Raw genomic sequence first — 19970 nt, forward strand, 5'->3', positions numbered from 1 at the left:
CCTTATTTGGAGAAAAGCTTTTCTATGTCGTCTTCTTTAATGGTCGCCAGCACCGTCTTTCCGTCCGGAGTATAATTCGGGGATGGGCATGCAAACAGATTGTCCACGAGATTGGACATTTCCTCGTTGCTCAGCACTTGTCCATAGACGATGGCCGCAGCACGTGCCAAGGTCGATGCAAGAATTGTCTGTACCTCTTCCTTAACGTCATTCCCTTTTTCCATAGCAGTATGTACCATATTCCGGACCAATTCTACCGGGTTCAACCCCTCTATGCCCGAAGGTATGCCGTTGATGGCATAGCTGCCGCCACCCAGCGGACTCAAATCGAAGCCTACTGCCGACAAATCTTCCAATATACCGTCCAGCACGGCAGCTTCCGAAGCCGGCAACTGGATAATCTCCGGAAACAATACCCCCTGCGATACCCCTTGTTTCTGTCGAATCTGACTCATATAGCGGTCGAACAATACCCGGACATGCGCCCGATGCTGGTCTATCAGCATCAGACCCGATTTAACGGAAGTCAGAATAAAACGCCCCTTGAACTGGAAGTGTTGCGCTCCTTTCTCTACCGTTGCCTCATTGCCGTAGAAAGAGGCGCTTGCCTCGGAAGGAACCGTTTCCTGAAAATAAGAAACCCTCTCCTCCTCTCTTGGAGCCGTACCGGTAACCGTATCCTCTACAAAAGGCTCTTCCGCCATCGGCTCGTTCATCCTGCTAGCCTTTTCCAAACCGGAATAAAGCCCCTCCCACTCCACCTTGGGGCGCGAATAATTGCCACCGCCTCCATAGGAAGAAGTGGAAGACGTCTTGAAGGGATTGAAATCCGTGTTATAGTGTACCTTCGGAGGCTCTATCGGACGAGCCTGCTCGAATGCAGGAATATCCGGCATGTCCTCGGTATCAAAATCGATAGTAGGTATAGCGCTAAACTTGCCTAAGGATTCCTTGACCGCAGCCGATATAATCTGCCAGATAGCCTGCTCATTCTCGAACTTAATCTCCGTCTTCGTCGGATGGATGTTCACATCGATATTGGCAGGGTCTACCTCGAAATAAATAAAGTAGGAGATTTGCTCACCGGCAGGAATCAGATGCTCATAAGCGTCCATCACTGCTTTGTGGAAATAGGGGTGACGCATATAACGCCCGTTCACAAAAAAGTATTGGTGCGCTCCTTTCTTGCGCGAGGTTTCCGGCCTGGCAACAAAACCGGAAATCTTTATCAACGTCGTATTAACGTCTACGGACAGCAACTGCTGATTCAGCTTCTTTCCGAAAACTGCCATGATGCGTTGCCGCAAAGGCATTACCGGAAGATTGAACAATTCCGTATCATTACTATACAGATAGAAGGCTACCTCAGGATGCACCAGCGCTATACGCTCGAATTCCGTAAGGATATTGCTCAACTCCGTAGAGTTGGCTTTCAGGAATTTACGCCGGGCAGGAATATTGAAGAATAGGTTCTTGATGGAAAAATTGCTTCCCTTAGGGCAGGAAACGGCTTCCTGGCTCTCGACTTTAGAGCCGGCAATCAACAGTCGCGTCCCCAGCTCCTCGCTGGCTGGGCGTGTTTTCAACTCCACTTCAGCTACCGCAGCAATGGAAGCCAACGCTTCTCCACGGAAGCCCATGGTGCGTAGGGCAAACAAATCGGCAGCTTCGCGTATCTTTGAAGTTGCATGGCGTTCAAAAGAAAGACGCGCATCCGTTTCGGACATCCCCTTTCCGTCATCAATCACCTGAATGCAGGTCTTGCCCGCATCGGTAATCAGCACATGTATTTCCTCTGCTTCGGCATCAATTGCATTTTCCACCAATTCCTTCACAACAGATGCCGGACGCTGAATCACCTCTCCGGCAGCAATCTGATTGGCAACCGAATCGGGCAGCAAATGAATGATATCGCTCATGATAATGTTTAATGATTAGGGATTAATGATTAATCATTATTAAATGATTCCGTTACTGATGGCATACCACAGATAAATCAGCACAGCTATGACAACAAGGATTATGCCCAAATGCATCGGCTTACGTCCGCTCTCCTTGCGCCGCTTCAAGTGAGTTGTTCCTTCTATGAATTTGCCCCGTATATCCTCGGGCGAGAATTCCTTTTCCGGCAGCATACCCAGGTCACGCTTGGCGTTTTCTTCCATCTTCGCCAACTTCTCTTTCCGCTCATCCACATAGATATAGCTATGATTGAAGCCACGAGGCTTCCGCATTGCAAACATTCCCATGACGCTACTTATTATTTCGTTTAATATGCATATTCCTTGGCGAAGTTACAGGTTTCCGGTCACTTTTCTTCAATACTTCACCTGCTTTTTTAGCCCTCCACTCGAAGATATCCTCCTTGTTGAGCGGACGGATGTAGTCGAACCAGACAAAAGAAGGCAGCTTGCTCTTATCTGGTGGAATCTGGTCCAGAGGATAGGCTGTACCGGTAGTCTTTCCAACAAAGACTCCGCGCTCCATCCTTCTCTCCTTCAAGTACATTTTCAAAAGTCCGCCTTCCGAATAGTTCATCATAATCAGCGAACTGTCCTTCTCCTCTACCGGATAATACACCACCAGTACATTGCCGTTTACCTCCACCAGACGCATGTCTCCATCTATGAAGAAAGCCTTCATCTCCTTACCGGAAACTTGGTTATAGTGAATACTGTCCTTTTTCTCTACCGTCAGGGCCTGGTTGATGATATGCGCCCAGTCGATGGTACTATCGTTCATGTAAATTTTAATTTCCTCGCCCAACAACTGCTGTTCCCCGTGCCACAAAATAGGGTCGGTATACATCGTCATGCAAGAGTCCTTGGAATTATACACCAACGAATCGCATACGGCCTGCACATCCGTGCGATAAGCACGCACCTTATGATAGGCACGCATCTCCCGGTACATGGAATCGGTATTCATATGGTAGGTAATCAGCCTCAAAGTATCACCGTGCATGAACAGACTGTCGCCCTGCGAATAGTCGATAGCTACGGCACGTTTGGTGGCAACGGCGCTTCCGGTCAGTTCGTTGTAGAAACAGTAGTCGCCAGTCAACATGTTCCGGTTGACCGTATCATTCATCTGTACATTGTCAAAAGCCTCGCCGTATCCCAAGATGCGGTCGTAGAAAAGGCTGTCACCGGTCAGTTTCTTGCCTTCGTTAGTCAGTACGGAACGGTCGAGCAGTTCTGCCTGCTCAGTAGTCGTATTGTACACGCCACGTTCGGAATAAATATGATTTTGGTCACTCACAATGTCGGAGGGTCCTAAAATTGTGGCAATCTTGGTAGCTGTACTATACTTCAAGGTATCCGAAGTCAAAACAAACTTCGGGTTGACCAGCTTCACGTCGTGGTTGAAGACAGCCAACTTAGTGGCAGGGCTATATTCTCCCCACTCGGAAGTCAGCACATTATCCTCGTCGGTCAGCGTACCGCCTTCGAAGTAATAGCCCAAATCGTACAGACGGTCATAGTTCAAACTGTCAGTTGTCAGCACCGTATTACGATTTATCATACGTACATTCTCACGCAGCATGGCCAACTGCGACATGCCGTCATAATACAGATAGTCTCCATAGATAAACAAGGTGTCGCCCTGCTCCATACGCACATTGCCGAATGCCTCCACAGAATTTATCTTTTCGAATATCAGCGCACTGTCACAGAACATGTACATACTGTCATGCTTCATCCTCACCGAGCCGATGAGTACCTGCACATCAGGACGCAACTGTTTGTCCGCCTGCGCCTCATCTGCGTACAACAAATCGACGCGCGTCTTCTTCTTTTCCGGCGTCTCCGTCTTTTTCTGTTCAATTGAGTCCACTTTCTTCTTCTCCGGTGCACCAGTACTCTTCTTCTTGTCCTGCGCACTCAGCAGACAGATGCCAAACAAGCATAGAATACCTACCAGGAGGTATCTATGCTTGTTCAGGAAATGATTTTTTGTATTCTTCTTTTGCATACAAATCTATGTAAATCCTTCCGGATTATTCTTTAATCCAGCCCGGATACTTGAACGTACAGTTATTCTTCCAATTATCCTTGATACGGACATACGTGTGCTTCTGCTTCTCACGAATCCACTTGTCCAGCACTTCGTCGCGGCGTTTTTCCAACACAATCTCTTTCAAGTTCTGATAGTCATCGGCAATGGTAGCCTTGTGTCCCATCGTACGGCTCTTCAGCTTCACAATCACGCACTCTTCCTTTCCGGTCTTTTGCGGAATCATGGTGAAGGCTTCGGAGATTTCGCCCACTTTCATCTTATCCACCACCTTGGCTATTTCAGGGGGAAGTTCCTGCATCTCAAAACGGGAAGTGTTCGTATTAGGATTCGGCAACAAACCATGATTGTTGCGCGTATCCTTATCCTGCGAAAGCACGGAGGCAGCCTCTTCAAAAGAGAATTTGTTATTGCGGATATCATCGGCAATAGAGTCCAAACGGGCACAACCGGCAGCCAGAGCTTCTTCCGGAATATGCGGTTTCAACAGAATGTGGCGTGTTTTAATACGGTCACCGCGCTTCTCTATCAACTGAATGATATGGAAACCATATTCAGACTCTACAATCTTGGAAACCTTGCTGGGGTCTTGCAAGTTGAAAGCCACATTGGCATAAGCGGGGTCCAGCATACCGCGTCCTGAGAATTCAATCTCACCGCCACGCATGGCCGAACCACGGTCCTCAGAGTACAGACGAGCCAACATGGAAAAGCTTTCACCCTTATTGACACGGTCGGTATACTCACGCAAACGTCTCTTTACATCTTCTATTTCCTCCAAAGGGACCTTAGGCTGCTGAGTGATAATCTGCACCTCCACCTGGGTAGGGATATAAGGAATGCTGTCCTGCGGCAAATCCTTGAAGTAACGGCGCACCTCGGCCGGAGTTATCTTAATCTCGCCCACCAGTTTCTGCTGCATCTTCTGAACCTTCAATCCTTCACGGGCATTCTCGCGCAGCGTTTCACGAATCTGGCTGGAAGTCTTGTTGAAGTATTCCTCCATTTTCTCACGCGAACCGATATTGGCGATATACATATTCGTCATATAGTCCACACGCTGGATAACCTCACTCTCGGATACTTCGATACTGTCGAGGGCAGCCTGGTGAAGATACAGTTTCTGCACGGCTATCTCCTCAGGTATCACGCAATAAGGGTCACGGTCAAATTTGCGTCCTTCATACAATGCACTCATGCGTGCCTCTTCCACTTCGGACTTCAGTATAGCCTCATCACCTACTACCCACACTACCTCGTCAATCACGTTGTCTTGTCCATAAACGGTAGAACCGACTAATAGCGTCAAGGCAAATAAAATTACAAACTTAAAGTTCATACACTGTTTCATTCTTGGTGTCTTATTCTAAATAATATTTAATCTTGTCTCTTTTCACCGCCCGTTGATACAAATCATCCTTCACTTGCTTCATGAATTCCACCTGCTTCACGTTCAGCAGCATATCCTTCACTTGGCTACGGGCAAACTCATAGGGTTCCTGCTCTCCCACCGGGCGATAATCGCTCACATTCAGGAAATAATGGAAAGCCGTATCCTTCAGCTCTACATGGCGATTCTTGTCCAGATACTCGTCCACATCAGAAACCTTCAAGGGCAGCATATCCAGTACTTCCGATACCTGCACCCATTTATCATAAAAATACTCATACTTCACAGCATTCTGCAGACTGTACTTTTCCAGATGTTCCACCGCCTCACGGGTTTCCATCTTGTACCAGCGACGAACATTGCCCAGCTGTGGGGCTGTCAAAGGAACTTTGATGAACAAGCCTTTCATCAACGGACGTTCCACTTTGAAGAGCGCCTGATTCTTCTCGTAATACTCCGTCAAGTCTTGTTCTGAAATCTCCTCTGATAGTCGCTGATGTATTAAAGCCTGCTGATAGGTATGCATTATCAATGCTTTGCGATAATTCTCCACAAGTTTATCAATCTCACCGTTATTGGGAATATTGCTCTGCGCTTTATCGTACAACAAAATATCTTCCACCCAATTACGGATATAATGTTCTGCAAACAACAGACTGTCGTCTTTGGACAAACCGGTCGGAAGTACCGATTGCAAATCTTCCCGGTAAAGGAAATTGCCGTCCAACTCCACTAACGGTGTCCGCCCTTTATGGTCGTGCCGCTCGCTGCACGCCGCACAGAGAAGGAAAATTAAAAGCCCAAAGCAGGTTGTTCGCATCACCAACTGATATTTACTTCGTTTTGAGGTACGAAGATAGTGTTTTAATCGGTTGCATCAGTGATTATTAACGGTTTTTAAAACCTCTTGGTCAATTTCAACCTTACCGGCAGCACGCAACTTTGCCACCCAATGCGTTTCCAAATAGTTCCGATAAGCGGTTACGAGCGGCTCTCGCACCTCTTGCCAACTGTCCGGTCCCTTCTGCTTACGACCTTGTACAGCAGTAAAGGGAAATGACAAAACCGGAGTCGCATCCTTCCTTTTAAACACCAAATCATCCACATATGCATTATCACCGGGGGCAAATAATCCTTGCTCTGCCTGCACCTTGGGAGTATCGCCGGCATTGAAAGTGAGACGGATGGCATCCATCCACTCCTCTTCCGGAATCTGTTTCAGAAATTTCCGTACTTGCTTCGCCACTCGCTTGGTAGTACAATGCAGCACAATACCCCTATAACGCGGTTCGTCCCAATGGAAGTCCGAACGGTGCGCCTCAAAATATGCTTTCAATCCCGCTTCATCCACCACACTCCTCTTTCCCACTTCACGGTCAGTGATTTCGGCAAGCAACATGCTGTCACGATGCCCCTGCACCAACGCACAAAATTCGGGATGCTTCCATTCCAGACGGGAGTTTTCATAGTCCAGAATCGTTTTTACTGTAAAAGCCTCCAACTGTCTGCGCATCCCTGCCGGATAAGCAGCGGCAAATCCGACAAATTCTTTTCCACCGTATGCCTTGCCATCCAATGTAAACAATGTACGGGAAGTGCTTCCTTTAGCCAGCAGTTCGTCGATACCGGCTTTATCCGGCATATAGTGATACTCTTTCTTCAGTTTCTCCACAAAAGCCCGCGTTCCTTTATCCATTCCATGACGACGGGTTTGACAACGGATGATTTTGTTCTTCATCCTCTCAAAAGGAAGGATTTCCTGCTGTTCGAGTACTTTCACGATATGAATGCCCTGAGGAGTGAGGAACGGACGAGAAATCTCTCCGGCATTCAACCCGAATACAATATCCTCAAACTCCGCCGGCATCTGCAGCCAACCCACCCAAAACGCTTTCTTCTCATCGGAAAATTGCTCGACGCAAGCATCGAAAGACGGCGTACTTTCCCCTTCCTTTGCAAGAGCCCTATAGATAGAATCCATCCTAAACTCCACCTCACGCAAGGTATGACCGGAAATATTCTGGGGGAGATATTTAAAAATATGCTTCACATATACCCGACCTGCACGCCGGTCGGATTTCATCTTGTCATAGTACTGCCGTGCCGCCTGCTCTGCCGTCTTCTCATCTGTCAGGTATGATTTAATCAGACAACGGCGATATTCATCCTGCTCCTTCTGAAAGACACAGGAAGTATCCAATCCCGCAACTTCGGCAGCCTCTATTTTCAGCCTGAAGTCTATAAACTTATTCACATATACATCCAATGCCTTCCGGCCTGCACCGACAGAGGTACCGTCCTTATTATAGCTACGTTCGAATTCAGAACGGAGGACCTCCTTTCCATTGATACGCATCAATACCGGATCGTCCTGAGCCGAAACAGCCAATCCGAACCCAAGGAAGACAAACACCCAAAGCAATCTAACCATAAGCACCATCCGTTCTTTTTATACGGCTGCAAATATAAACAAAATGCCCGGAAAGCGGCAATCTCTCTCCGGGCATTCACTATTATTTTGTTATTATCTTACTCAGGACGGCTATAGTTCGGAGCCTCACTGGTTATAGATACATCGTGCGGATGACTTTCGAGTACACCTGCATTAGTAATGCGGGTAAACTTGGCATCGTGCAGTTTCTCTATATTGGCTGCACCGCAATATCCCATACCGGCACGCAGACCGCCAACCAACTGATAAATCACCTCATACAAAGTGCCTTTATAAGGAACGCGGGCGGCAATGCCCTCCGGAACCAATTTCTTCACATCACTGGTACCGCTTTGGAAGTAGCGGTCCTTGGAACCATTTTCCATAGCTTCCAGCGATCCCATACCCCGATAAGACTTGAACTTACGACCGTTGAAAATAATCGTATCGCCCGGAGACTCTTCCGTTCCGGCAACCAGCGAACCGATCATCACGCTGTAACCACCGGCAGCCAACGCCTTCACTACGTCGCCCGAATAACGCAAACCGCCATCAGCAATCAAAGGAATACCCGTGCCCTTCAGTGCCTTTGCCACATCATAAACGGCAGACAACTGGGGAACACCCACACCGGCAACTACACGGGTAGTACAGATGGAACCCGGACCGATGCCCACCTTTACTCCATCAGCACCAGCCTCGACCAATGCCTTCGCAGCTTCACCGGTAGCAATATTACCAACAACAATGTCAATATGAGGGAAATGTTCTTTGGCCTCTTTCAATTTTTCAATAACCCCTTTAGAATGTCCGTGAGCCGTATCAATGACAATGGCATCCGCCCCTGCATCCACCAAAGCCCGCATGCGCTCCAAAGTATCATTCGTCACTCCCACTCCGGCAGCAACGCGCAGACGACCTTTGCTATCCTTGCACGCCATAGGTTTATCCTTTGCCTTGGTAATATCCTTATAGGTAATCAGACCTACCAATTTGTTGTCTTTATCCACTACCGGCAACTTCTCGATTCTATGTTCTTGCAGAATTTGAGAAACAGCCTCCATATCCGTCGTAGGATTGGTAGTAATGATGTTCTCCTTGGTCATCACCTCGTCGATACGCTTATTCATATCTTTCTCAAAACGAAGGTCACGATTGGTAACAATACCTACCAAATATCTTTCATCATCTACCACCGGAATACCACCAATCTTGTATTCAGCCATCAAAGCCAGCGCATCAGCCACCGTAGAACCTCTCTTGATAGTTACCGGGTCATAAATCATACCGTTTTCGGCACGCTTCACAATAGCTACCTGACGTGCCTGCTCCTCAATGGACATATTCTTATGAATAACTCCGATACCACCTTCACGGGCAATGGCAATAGCCATCTTCGCTTCGGTAACCGTATCCATGGCAGCAGTTACAAACGGGATTTTTAACTCAATGTTTCGTGAAAACTTAGTCGAGAGTTCGACAGTTTTGGGCAAGACTTCAGAATAAGCGGGGATTAACAGTACGTCGTCATAAGTTAATCCATCCATTACAATCTTATCAGCAATAAATGACATAGGGCTATGCGTTTAAAATTTATTGCGTGCAAATATACGGTTTTTATTCCATTCCGTATACTTGCACGCAACATTTTTTTCTTTTTTATCAACTAAAGCCAATCAATTTGCCATCTCTGAAATAAACTTGATGCGTACCAAACGTACCTCTTCTTCCGTAAAGTCATCACCCAATTCATCCAGAGCATCGTCAATCTTATCAGTGGTAGATTCCTTGAAATAATCATAGATATCCAGCAAGTGGTCTTCATCCATAATATCCTCCAAGAAATAGTCAATATTCAATTTCGTTCCGGAGTAAACGATAGCTTCTATCTCATCCAGTAACTCTTCAAACTCAATACCCTTTGACATGGCAATGTCATCCAACGCCACCTTACGGTCAATAGCCTGAATGATGGCCACCTTCATTTTTGACTTATTAGCTACAGTACGCACACGCAAGTCCTCAGGACGTTCAATCTCATTCTCTTCACAGTGACGCTTAATGAGTTTGCAGAATTCCTCGCCGTAGCGTTTTGCCTTTCCGGCTCCTACACCCGGTATGTTCTGCAACTCGTCCAAAGTCACCGGATATATGGTCGCCATTGCTTCCAAAGACGGATCCTGGAAAATAACATAAGGAGGCACTTCCAACTTCTTGGACAACTTCTTTCGTAAGTCCTTCAACATGGAGTACAATGCCGGGTCTACCGCACACGCACCGCCTCCACGTGCAGGTGCTTCTTCTTCCACATCCTCAAAGTCATTGTCTTCCACTATCTTGAATGATTTAGGATGTTTAAGGAACTTCCTACCGTCATCCGTCACTTTCAGCAAGCCATAGTTTTCGACATCCTTACTCAGATAGCCGGCAATAAGCGCCTGACGGATCACAGCATTCCACGTTTTGTCTTCTTCGCCCATGCCAGAGCCGAATACTTCGAGATCTTCGTGCAGATGCGCCTGCACTTCTGAAGTTTCCTTACCTTGTATTATGTCTATAATATAGTCCGCTTTAAAATTTTCTTTCACCGCGAGAACAGCTTCAATCACGGTACACAATAATTCTTGAGCTTCCACTTGTTTTTTCGGATTTAAACAGTTGTCACAATTACCACAATTTTCTTCCATATATTCTTCGCCGAAGTAATGAAGCAACGCCTTTCGGCGGCATACGGAAGATTCGGCATACGCAGCAGTCTCCAGCAGAAGCTGCTTGCCAATTTCCTGCTCTGCTACAGGTTTGCCTTGCATAAACTTCTCGAGCTTCTGCAAGTCTTTATTGGTATAGAAAGTAATACACTGCCCTTCTCCTCCATCTCTTCCGGCACGTCCGGTCTCCTGATAATATCCTTCCAGACTTTTGGGTATATCATAATGGATGACATAGCGCACATCCGGTTTGTCAATCCCCATACCAAAAGCAATGGTAGCTACAATCACATCAATTTTTTCCATCAGGAAATCATCCTGGTTCTGTGTTCGTGTAGCCGAATCCATTCCAGCATGATAGGCACGGGCATTGATTCCGTTTGCCTGCAGGATTTCAGCAAGTTCCTCCACTTTCTTCCGACTCAGGCAATAGATAATGCCTGACTTTTCGGGATTGTTCTTAATGAACTTGATGATGTCCCGGTCTACATTTGCAGTCTTGGGACGTACCTCATAATAAAGATTCGGGCGGTTGAACGATGACTTGAACACCTGCGCATCCACCATACCCAGATTCTTCTGGATGTCATGTTGCACTTTCGGTGTGGCCGTCGCAGTCAACGCTATCAGAGGGGCTTTTCCTATTTCATTGATAATGGGACGGATACGGCGATACTCAGGACGGAAGTCATGGCCCCATTCAGAGATACAATGGGCTTCGTCCACGGCATAGAACGAAATCTTCACCGTTTTCAGAAACTCCACATTCTCTTCCTTCGTCAGTGATTCCGGAGCCACATACAACAGCTTTGTCTTACCACTGAGTATGTCAGACCGAACCTGGTCTATCGCACTCTTGTTTAGGGAAGAATTGATGAAGTGGGCTATCCCATCCTCTTCGCTGAAGTTACGCATCGCATCGACCTGATTCTTCATCAAGGCAATCAGAGGAGAAATCACGATACCCGTGCCCTCCATCAACAAGGACGGCAGTTGGTAGCACAAAGATTTTCCACCACCGGTAGGCATCAACACGAATGTATCATTACCCGCCAACAGATTCTCTATGATTGCTTCCTGATTTCCTTTAAATGTATCGAACCCGAAGTATTTCTTCAGCTGGTCTGTCAAATTAATCTTCTTCCCTGCCATGATTCATTAGGTTGTTGTTTATTGAGTTAACTTTTAATAGTGGTACTCCGCCATGTTTTCACAAAGCACCCTAACAAAGTTATAAACAACTTCTTAAATTTCAAGCATAATCCATCGAATATTTTTCAATAAAAAGCAAAATAGTCGGTTTTACCCCGTATTACCATCTGATTCTTAAGCACTTTGCAGTCGTGCCATATTTGCCTTTTCAAGCTGGCGCTTGGCGTAGTCCAACGTCACAACAAAATGCCCCTTCTGTTCTGACGGAATTTCGAACATGGCATCCATCATAATTGTCTCCACAATGGAACGCAAGCCGCGGGCCCCCAACTTATATTCTACTGCTTTATCCACGATATATTCAAATACAGCATCTTCAAAAGTCAGCTTCACATTGTCCATCTCAAACAGTTTGATGTATTGCTTGATGATGGAATTCTTCGGTTCCGTAAGAATGGAGCGCAATGCCGCACGGTCTAACGGATTCAGATAAGTCAGCACCGGAAGGCGGCCGATAATCTCGGGAATCAGTCCGAACGACTTCAAATCCTGCGGAGCAATGTACTGCATCATGTTGCTCTTATCAATGGTTGCCGTATTGCGTACAGCACTATACCCGACAACATGTGTATTCAGCCGCTGGGCAATCTTCTTTTCAATGCCATCAAAAGCCCCACCGCAAATGAACAGAATATTCTTGGTATTGACCGGAATCATTTTCTGGTCGGGATGTTTGCGCCCACCCTGGGGAGGAACATTCACCACAGAACCTTCCAGCAATTTCAGCAATCCCTGCTGCACGCCTTCACCACTCACATCACGCGTTATGGAAGGATTATCACCCTTGCGTGCTATTTTGTCTATCTCATCAATAAACACAATGCCTTGCTCTGCCTCGGGTACGTTATAATCCGCCACCTGGAGCAGACGCGTCAAAATGCTTTCAATGTCCTCGCCTACATAACCTGCCTCTGTCAGAACTGTTGCATCTACAATAGTAAAAGGAACACGCAGCAACTTGGCGATAGTACGCGCCAATAACGTCTTTCCCGTACCAGTACTGCCTACCATGATGATGTTCGATTTTTCAATCTCCACATCATCACCGCCGTCCTTCTGGAGCAGGCGTTTGTAATGGTTATACACCGACACAGACAAGAAACGCTTGGCATCGTCCTGACCAATGACATATTGGTCGAGGAACTTCTTTATTTCTACGGGTTTAGGAAGTTCTTTCAGATTCAGCTTCGTGGCACTTGCCTTCTTGCCAGCCCCCAAAGCCTCTTGAGTAATTTCATAAGCCTGGGTGGCGCAACTGTCGCAGATATAGCCATTCATCCCCGTTATGAGAAATCCGACTTCATCTTCTGTGCGGCCGCAAAAGCTACATCTATTTTTATTTTTTCTTGAATCTGCCATATTATTTTTTAATCAAAACCTCATCTACCATACCATATTCTTTGGCTTCCTGGGCTGTCATCCAGTAGTCACGGTCAGAATCCGCCCATACCTTGTCAAAGGGAGTGTGGGAGTGGTCAGCGATAATAGTATAAAGTTCTTTCTTCAGCTTTTGGATCTCACGTGCCGTGATTTCAATATCCGAAGCCTGCCCCTGGGCACCTCCCATCGGCTGGTGTATCATCACCCGGGAGTGGGTCAATGCGGAGCGTTTGCCTTCAGCACCGGCAACCAGCAGTACGGCTGCCATACTTGCAGCCATACCTGTACAGATAGTAGCCACATCACTGCTGATGAACTGCATGGTATCATAAATACCCAGACCGGCATATACTGAACCGCCCGGCGAATTGATATAGATGGAAATATCCTTGCCCGGATCCACCGAATCCAGATAAAGCAACTGAGCCTGCAAAGTATTGGCCGTATAGTCATCAACCTGCGTACCGAGGAAGATGATGCGGTCCATCATCAGACGGGAAAACACGTCCAACTGTGTTACATTGAGCTGGCGTTCCTCGAGGATATAGGGATTTAAATAGCTGGCTTGTGATTTAATCACATCGTCCAGTACCAAACTGTTCATACCAAGATGCTTGGTAGCGTATTTTCTAAAATCATCCATTTCTTTCTATTTTTTTAATTTATAAGGATACAAAGAAACAAAAAAGAACACAGAGACACAAAAAAACACAGAGTTATAGTTTGTCAAACTCTGTGTTTCTTTATAAATTTTAGCCGTAGGCTCACATTGCTCTTACGCAAACATCTTATTGAACTCTTCAGCAGAAACATTCTTGTGCTCCAGTTCCACCTGAGACTTCAATGCTGTAGCCAATTTAGATTCAACCACACGATTAACCAAGCCTTCTACACTCTCTTTCTTCTTAAGCATTTCCTTTGAGTAATTCTCCAGGATTTCTTCAGGTACACTCATCATACCATATTGTGCAAACTGTGCGCGAGTAGCTTCCTTAGCCATGTTTGTGATATCTTCCTGCTCAACCTTGATATCATTGGCTTTCACCAGCTGTTCTTTAATCAGGTGCCAAGTCAGCTCTTCGATGCTCTTGTCATAGTTGTCCTCTACAAAGCTTTCTTCCTTGTCAGGATTGTTCAGACGCATAATGCGCTTCAGTAATGCATCCGGGAATTCCAACTTGCCTACTTTCTCAGTCAGCATCTTACGTGCGTCAATCAAGAACTTATAGTCACTGTCTGCCACGAACTGGTTAGCAATAACTTCCTTCACTTTGGCACGGAATTCCTCTTCCGTTTTCACATTGCCTTCGCCAAATACCTGATCGAAAATTTCCTGAGTCAAGTCACCCGGAACGAAGCGTGTGATTTCTTCTACCTGGAAGCTGAAATTGGATTTCACTTCGGGAGCAGCTTCCTTGTCAATCTTCAATAAAGAAGACAATTCGGCAACATTTCCGTCCCAAGCAGTATTCGGGTTGAATACAAGCACATCATTCACTTTTGCACCAGCAAAAATAGCTTTCTGTTCATCATTCTTCATGTACGAAGGCATCATTACAGCGCCTTCCACCTGAATGCCACCCTCTTTGGTATTACCTTCTTCATCCAGTTCAGCAAGCAAACCTTTCAGCATGTCATTGTCCTCGTAAACGTCTACCTTGTCATACTTGCCGTTACGTTGAGTATAAGCCTTGACCTGGTTATCCACCATCTCGTCTGTAACCTCAATAGTATAGTAATCTACCTTATCTTTTGCACTGACTTCTGCTTTAAATTCCGGAGCCAAAGCAATATCAAACAGGAATTCGAACTCTTCCATAGTATCGAAATCTATTTCCTGCTGCTTGTCTTCGTTGGGCAAAGGCTCGCCCAATATATTTACCTTATTGTCCTGGATATACTTATATACTGTTTCTGAAAGCAGTTTGTTCACCTCTTCGGCCAATGCAGACTTACCATACATTTTCTTAACCAGGCTCATAGGAACCATTCCCTTACGGAAACCGGGAATCTGTGCCTTCTGACGGAAGCTCTTCAACGATTTGTCTACTTTTTCCTGATAATCTGCTTTCTCAAGCTTTACAGTAAGCAGTGCGCTTACTTTGTCAATGTTTTGTAATGAAACGTTCATTCTGACAATTATTTATTTGATTTATACTTTGTTCCATATCTCAAATGAGCGTGCAAAATTAGCGTTATTCTTTCAATTATCAAAAGAACATTGCCGATTTATTTCAGTTTAATTCTTGGATAGAGCGGTAGAAGAGCCCAACAATCGGGCTGACAACAGAGGAAGTTTACTGGAAAGATACTCGAGGAAAAGACGATGATAAACCGAATCGTCCGGTTTCTATGAGGAGAAACGAGAGTTGCCCGAAGACACGACAATCCACAAAAATAATTAAAGAAAAACATTGTTTATCCGAATTTTATGCGTTTCTTTGTCGCGGAATGATGGCGCATTAGTTTTTCGATTTCCATTACATGGTTTTTACTTCCGTTTTCAAGAACGCTTTTGTAAACTCTCTGTCGTTGTAATCCATTTATTATTCAGCCTTCCTTCCAAGAGAGTTTTATTCATTATATTTATTTTATCATTTTCATTATGAACATTTATGTTGGAAACCTTAACTACCGCGTTAAGGAGAATGACCTGCAGAAGGCAATGGAAGATTACGGCACAGTATCTTCTGTAAAATTTATCAATGACCGCACCACCGGACGTTTCAGAGGCATCGCTTTTGTAGAAATGGAAGATGACGCTGCTGCAGCTAAAGCTATTGCCGAACTAGACGGTGCTGAATTCTTCGGCCGCCAGATGGTAGTGAAAGAAGCAAGACCTCCAAAATATTAATCATAGAGATTTAAGGAGAAATGAAAAAGACCACTGAATGAGTGGTCTTTTTTTATTTCTATCAATGGCAGTATTCGGATCACTTCATAAAATCCTTGCGACGAAGCACGAAACTGTTACTCAGATACTTTTCACGCACAATCTTATTCTCGGCCAGCTCTTCGGGCGTACCCTGGAACAGAATCTTTCCTTCAAACAACAGATAAGCACGATCGGTAATACTCAGCGTCTCCTGCACATTGTGGTCAGTAATCAAAATGCCGATATTCCTATCCTTCAACTTCCACACAATCTGCTGAATATCCTCCACTGCAATCGGGTCTACACCGGCAAAAGGCTCGTCCAACATAATAAATTTGGGGTCAATGGCCAAACAACGGGCAATTTCCGTACGACGCCGCTCACCACCTGACAACTGGTTACCCTTGTTCTTCCTCACCTTCTGCAAGCGGAACTCTGCAATCAGGCTCTCCAGCTTGTCTTTCTGATACTCCAAAGGCTTGTCGGTCATTTCCAGTACAGATGCAATATTGTCTTCCACACTCATTTGACGAAATACGGAAGCCTCCTGCGCCAGATAACCGATACCCGTCTGTGCACGCTTGTATACCGGATATTTCGTTATATCCAAATCATTCAAGAAGATACGTCCCTCATTGGGAGTTATCAGCCCTACGGTCATATAAAACGAAGTTGTCTTACCGGCGCCATTCGGTCCCAACAAACCAACAATCTCCCCTTGCTTCACATCAATAGACACATGGCTCACTACCGTACGCTTTCCGTACTTTTTCACCAAATCCTCTGTACGCAGCACCATGCTACCTTCCTCCCGTGGCTCTGCCCCGGCAGTCAAGCCTAGTCCGACCTGCAGATTTTCCTTAACTTCCTCTACATTGTCCTTTATGCCTTTTTCTTCTTCCATACTCTAAAGGTTTTCGCCGCAAATGTAGCAAAAATAAGCCGAAATAGTGTACATTTGCATTCAAATACTTATATGTTATGTTTAAAGCACTTAAGACAGTGGGACAATATATCATACTAATGGGGCGCGTATTTGCCCGTCCCGAACGTATGCGTATGTTTTTCCGCCAATATGTCAACGAGTTGGAACAGCTCGGCGTGAACTCTATCGGCATCGTATTGCTGATATCCTTCTTCATCGGAGCTGTAATCACCATACAGATAAAGTTGAACATTGAGAGTCCCTTCATGCCCCGTTGGACAGTGGGATATGTAACCCGTGAAATCATGCTGCTGGAATTCTCTTCCTCCATCATGTGTCTGATTCTGGCAGGAAAGGTCGGATCAAACATCGCCTCGGAGCTGGGCACCATGCGGGTCACCCAGCAGATAGACGCCCTTGAAATTATGGGTGTCAATTCTGCAAACTACCTTATCCTACCGAAAATTGCTGCTATGGTGACAACCATTCCACTGATGGTGACGTTCAGTATATTCGCTGGTATCATAGGTGCCTTCTGTACTTGCTGGTTCGGCGGCATCATGTCGGCAGTAGATTTAGAATACGGCTTGCAGTACATGTTTGTCGAATGGTTTATTTGGTGCGGCATCATCAAGTCGCTGTTCTTTGCCTTTATCATTGCCAGTGTATCGGCATTCTTCGGTTACACCGTCGAAGGCGGTTCCATCGAAGTGGGTAAGGCGTCCACCGACTCCGTAGTATGCAGCAGCGTACTTATCTTATTCGCCGACCTAATATTAACTCAACTTTTAATGGGATGATTGAACTGAAAGGACTTTGCAAATCATTTGAAGAAAAAGAGGTACTGAAAGATATCAATGCCACTTTCGAGAATGGAAAGACCAACCTGATTATAGGGCAGAGCGGTTCGGGAAAAACCGTACTCATGAAATGTATCGTGGGTCTGCTGACACCAGACAAAGGAGAACTGTTGTATGACCACCGCAACTTCCTCGCCATGGGAAAGAAGGAAAAGAAAGCGCTCCGCCGGGAAATGGGAATGATTTTCCAAAGTGCCGCGCTGTTTGATTCCATGACGGTACTGGACAATGTAATGTTTCCACTGAACATGTTCAGCAACGATACCCTGCGCGACCGGACTCGTCGTGCCATGTTCTGCCTGGAACGTGTAAACCTGATTGAAGCCAAAGACAAATTTCCCGGAGAAATCAGCGGCGGTATGCAGAAGCGCGTAGCCATTGCCCGTGCCATTGCCCTAAATCCGCAATACTTGTTCTGTGACGAACCTAATTCAGGACTTGACCCCAAGACCTCGCTTGTCATCGACGAACTGATACAAGATATAACCCGGGAATACAATATGACTACTCTCATCAACACTCATGACATGAACTCTGTAATGGGCATCGGAGAAAAAATTATCTATATTTACGAAGGACACAAAGAATGGGAAGGCAATAAAGACGACATCTTCACTTCCACCAACGAGCGGTTGAACAGTTTCATATTTGCATCCGACCTATTCCGGAAAGTCAAAGAAGTGGAGATACAGAACCTTGAAGGATAAAACTGCACCTCATTTTCTAACCTATTACATAAGAAAGCGTCCGGAAACTATATTCCGAACGCTTTCTCTTCATAAAACCAGTTAATAGAATCGACTTATATCATCACGATATATTTTACTTCTGCCGGATATAGATATTTATCGGAGTTCCGGTCAACTTCCATTTCTCACGCATCTTATTTTCCAAGAATCGTCTGTAAGGCTCTTTCACATATTGTGGAAGATTTGCAAAATAAACAAATGACGGCACCTGGGTATTGGGCAACTGCGTAATATATTTTATCTTGATATACTTACCCTTAATTGAAGGGGGTGGATACGCCTCAATAAGCGGCAGCATTTCCTCGTTCAAACGAGCTGTCGGAATACGCGTCATACGATTTTCGTACACATCACGCGCCTCCTCCAATACCTTCAGAATACGCTGTTTGGTCAGTGCCGAAGCAAAGATGATAGGGAAATCCACAAACGGAGCGAAACGGTTGCGGATAGCATCTTCGAAAGTCTTCATCACCTTCACAGTCTTGTCCTGCACCAAGTCCCACTTGTTTACCACAACCACTAGCCCCTTGGCATTCTTCTGAATCAAAGAGAAGATATTCAAATCCTGGCTTTCGATGCCACGCGTAGCGTCTACCATCAAAATACATACATCTGCATTCTCAATGGAACGAATGGAACGGATTACAGAGTAGTACTCCAAATCCTCATTCACCTTGTTCTTCTTACGGATACCCGCCGTATCTACCAGGTAGAAATCAAAACCGAATTTATTGTAGCGGGTATAGATAGAATCGCGCGTGGTACCGGCAATCTCCGTCACGATGTTGCGGTCTTCTCCAATAAAGGCATTGACTATGGAAGACTTTCCGGCATTCGGGCGTCCCACTACTGCAAAGCGGGGAATATCCTCGTCCAGAATTTCATCAGATTCCTTTTTGAACTTGCTGACGATAAGGTCCATCATATCGCCCGTACCGCTACCCGTTACAGCAGAAATACAGTAAGGATCACCCAAACCCAGGCTATAAAACTCAGGGGCATTATATTGTAATTCATGATTATCGGTCTTATTGGCAACCAGCAGCACAGGCTTCTTGGCACGACGCAAGATGGCAGCCACCTGCTCGTCGAGGTCCGTAACTCCGTTCATCACATCCACCACAAACAGAATCACGTCGGCTTCGTCCACCGCCATCAATACCTGCTTACGAATCTCTTCTTCGAAAATATCATCAGAGTTCACTACCCAACCGCCAGTATCTACCACTGAGAACTCACGTCCCAACCATTCGGTCTTTCCATATTGGCGGTCACGGGTGGTTCCCGCTTCCTCATTCACAATTGCCTGACGTGTCTTGGTCAGGCGGTTAAATAATGTAGACTTTCCCACATTGGGACGTCCTACGATTGCAACTAAATTTCCCATAGCTCACTCTCTTTGTTTTTTGCGACTGTCACAGTC

At 45.8% G+C, this 19970-nt stretch carries 16 protein-coding genes; 3 read left to right on the top strand and 13 right to left on the bottom strand.

All coding sequences use genetic code 11. The features are described from left to right. Positions 1 to 2 precede the first annotated feature (2 nt). The 11 genes from mutL to tig all read right to left on the bottom strand — a co-directional run bounded on the left by mutL (position 3) and on the right by tig (position 15269). Complete coding sequence (gene mutL / locus HUX74_RS19650; RefSeq protein WP_174647267.1) at positions 3 to 1919, bottom strand: DNA mismatch repair endonuclease MutL; 1917 nt, start codon at positions 1917 to 1919, stop codon at positions 3 to 5. Between the two features lie 39 nt (positions 1920 to 1958). After that, positions 1959 to 2249 (bottom strand): hypothetical protein, encoded by a 291-nt coding sequence (locus tag HUX74_RS19655; RefSeq protein WP_005829571.1) that lies wholly within the window; start codon positions 2247 to 2249, stop codon positions 1959 to 1961. Between the two features lie 4 nt (positions 2250 to 2253). Then, complete coding sequence (locus tag HUX74_RS19660; RefSeq protein WP_117600776.1) at positions 2254 to 3975, bottom strand: OstA-like protein; 1722 nt, start codon at positions 3973 to 3975, stop codon at positions 2254 to 2256. A gap of 25 nt (positions 3976 to 4000) precedes the next feature. Continuing rightward, the gene (locus tag HUX74_RS19665) at positions 4001 to 5368 is read right to left on the bottom strand and encodes a peptidylprolyl isomerase (RefSeq protein WP_117600775.1); all 1368 of its coding nucleotides are present in this window, start codon (positions 5366 to 5368) and stop codon (positions 4001 to 4003) included. Between the two features lie 10 nt (positions 5369 to 5378). Further along, complete coding sequence (locus HUX74_RS19670; RefSeq protein WP_117600774.1) at positions 5379 to 6227, bottom strand: peptidylprolyl isomerase; 849 nt, start codon at positions 6225 to 6227, stop codon at positions 5379 to 5381. A 57-nt stretch (positions 6228 to 6284) separates the two neighbouring features. Further along, entirely contained in the window at positions 6285 to 7847 is a 1563-nt protein-coding gene (locus HUX74_RS19675; RefSeq protein WP_174647268.1) for a peptidylprolyl isomerase, read from the bottom strand. 89 nt (positions 7848 to 7936) lie between these two features. Continuing rightward, a complete protein-coding gene (gene guaB, locus HUX74_RS19680; RefSeq protein ID WP_117600772.1) occupies positions 7937 to 9412 on the bottom strand; it encodes an IMP dehydrogenase in 1476 nt (491 codons plus the stop codon). Positions 9413 to 9514: 102 nt separating this feature from the next. After that, on the bottom strand, positions 9515 to 11698 hold the full coding sequence (gene recQ, locus HUX74_RS19685) for a DNA helicase RecQ (RefSeq protein WP_117600771.1): 2184 nt from the start codon (positions 11696 to 11698) through the stop codon (positions 9515 to 9517). A 174-nt stretch (positions 11699 to 11872) separates the two neighbouring features. Further along, positions 11873 to 13117 carry an ATP-dependent Clp protease ATP-binding subunit ClpX gene (gene clpX, locus HUX74_RS19690; RefSeq protein WP_117600770.1) on the bottom strand — a complete coding sequence of 415 codons (1245 nt, stop codon included), beginning with the start codon at positions 13115 to 13117 and terminating at the stop codon, positions 11873 to 11875. 1 nt (position 13118) lies between these two features. Continuing rightward, positions 13119 to 13781, bottom strand: coding sequence for an ATP-dependent Clp endopeptidase proteolytic subunit ClpP (gene clpP, locus HUX74_RS19695; protein WP_117600769.1), 663 nt, complete (start codon positions 13779 to 13781; stop codon positions 13119 to 13121). Positions 13782 to 13913: 132 nt separating this feature from the next. After that, entirely contained in the window at positions 13914 to 15269 is a 1356-nt protein-coding gene (gene tig / locus HUX74_RS19700; protein WP_117600768.1) for a trigger factor, read from the bottom strand. Positions 15270 to 15743: 474 nt separating this feature from the next. Between tig and HUX74_RS19705 the strand changes: the two genes are divergently transcribed. Further along, positions 15744 to 15992 (top strand): RNA-binding protein, encoded by a 249-nt coding sequence (locus tag HUX74_RS19705; protein ID WP_117600767.1) that lies wholly within the window; start codon positions 15744 to 15746, stop codon positions 15990 to 15992. Between the two features lie 79 nt (positions 15993 to 16071). On the opposite strand, the gene lptB is transcribed toward HUX74_RS19705, so the two are convergent. After that, positions 16072 to 16812, bottom strand: a complete 741-nt coding sequence (gene lptB, locus HUX74_RS19710) for an LPS export ABC transporter ATP-binding protein (protein ID WP_034523256.1) — start codon at positions 16810 to 16812, stop codon at positions 16072 to 16074. A 182-nt stretch (positions 16813 to 16994) separates the two neighbouring features. On the opposite strand from lptB, the gene HUX74_RS19715 reads away from it, so the two are divergent. Both HUX74_RS19715 and HUX74_RS19720 read left to right on the top strand, forming a co-directional pair. Beyond that, positions 16995 to 17738, top strand: a complete 744-nt coding sequence (locus HUX74_RS19715; RefSeq protein WP_117600766.1) for an ABC transporter permease — start codon at positions 16995 to 16997, stop codon at positions 17736 to 17738. Then, a complete protein-coding gene (locus tag HUX74_RS19720; RefSeq protein ID WP_005829539.1) occupies positions 17735 to 18505 on the top strand; it encodes an ABC transporter ATP-binding protein in 771 nt (256 codons plus the stop codon). The genes HUX74_RS19715 and HUX74_RS19720 overlap by 4 nt, the downstream gene beginning before the upstream one ends. Positions 18506 to 18620: 115 nt before the next feature. Here HUX74_RS19720 and der read toward each other — a convergent pair whose 3' ends face one another. Further along, positions 18621 to 19934 carry a ribosome biogenesis GTPase Der gene (gene der / locus HUX74_RS19725; RefSeq protein ID WP_117600765.1) on the bottom strand — a complete coding sequence of 438 codons (1314 nt, stop codon included), beginning with the start codon at positions 19932 to 19934 and terminating at the stop codon, positions 18621 to 18623. Between the last annotated feature and the right edge of the window lie 36 nt (positions 19935 to 19970).

It is taken from the genome of Bacteroides sp. Marseille-P8574, from assembly GCF_902825465.1.
Classification (GTDB): Bacteria; Bacteroidota; Bacteroidia; order Bacteroidales; family Bacteroidaceae; genus Bacteroides; species Bacteroides uniformis.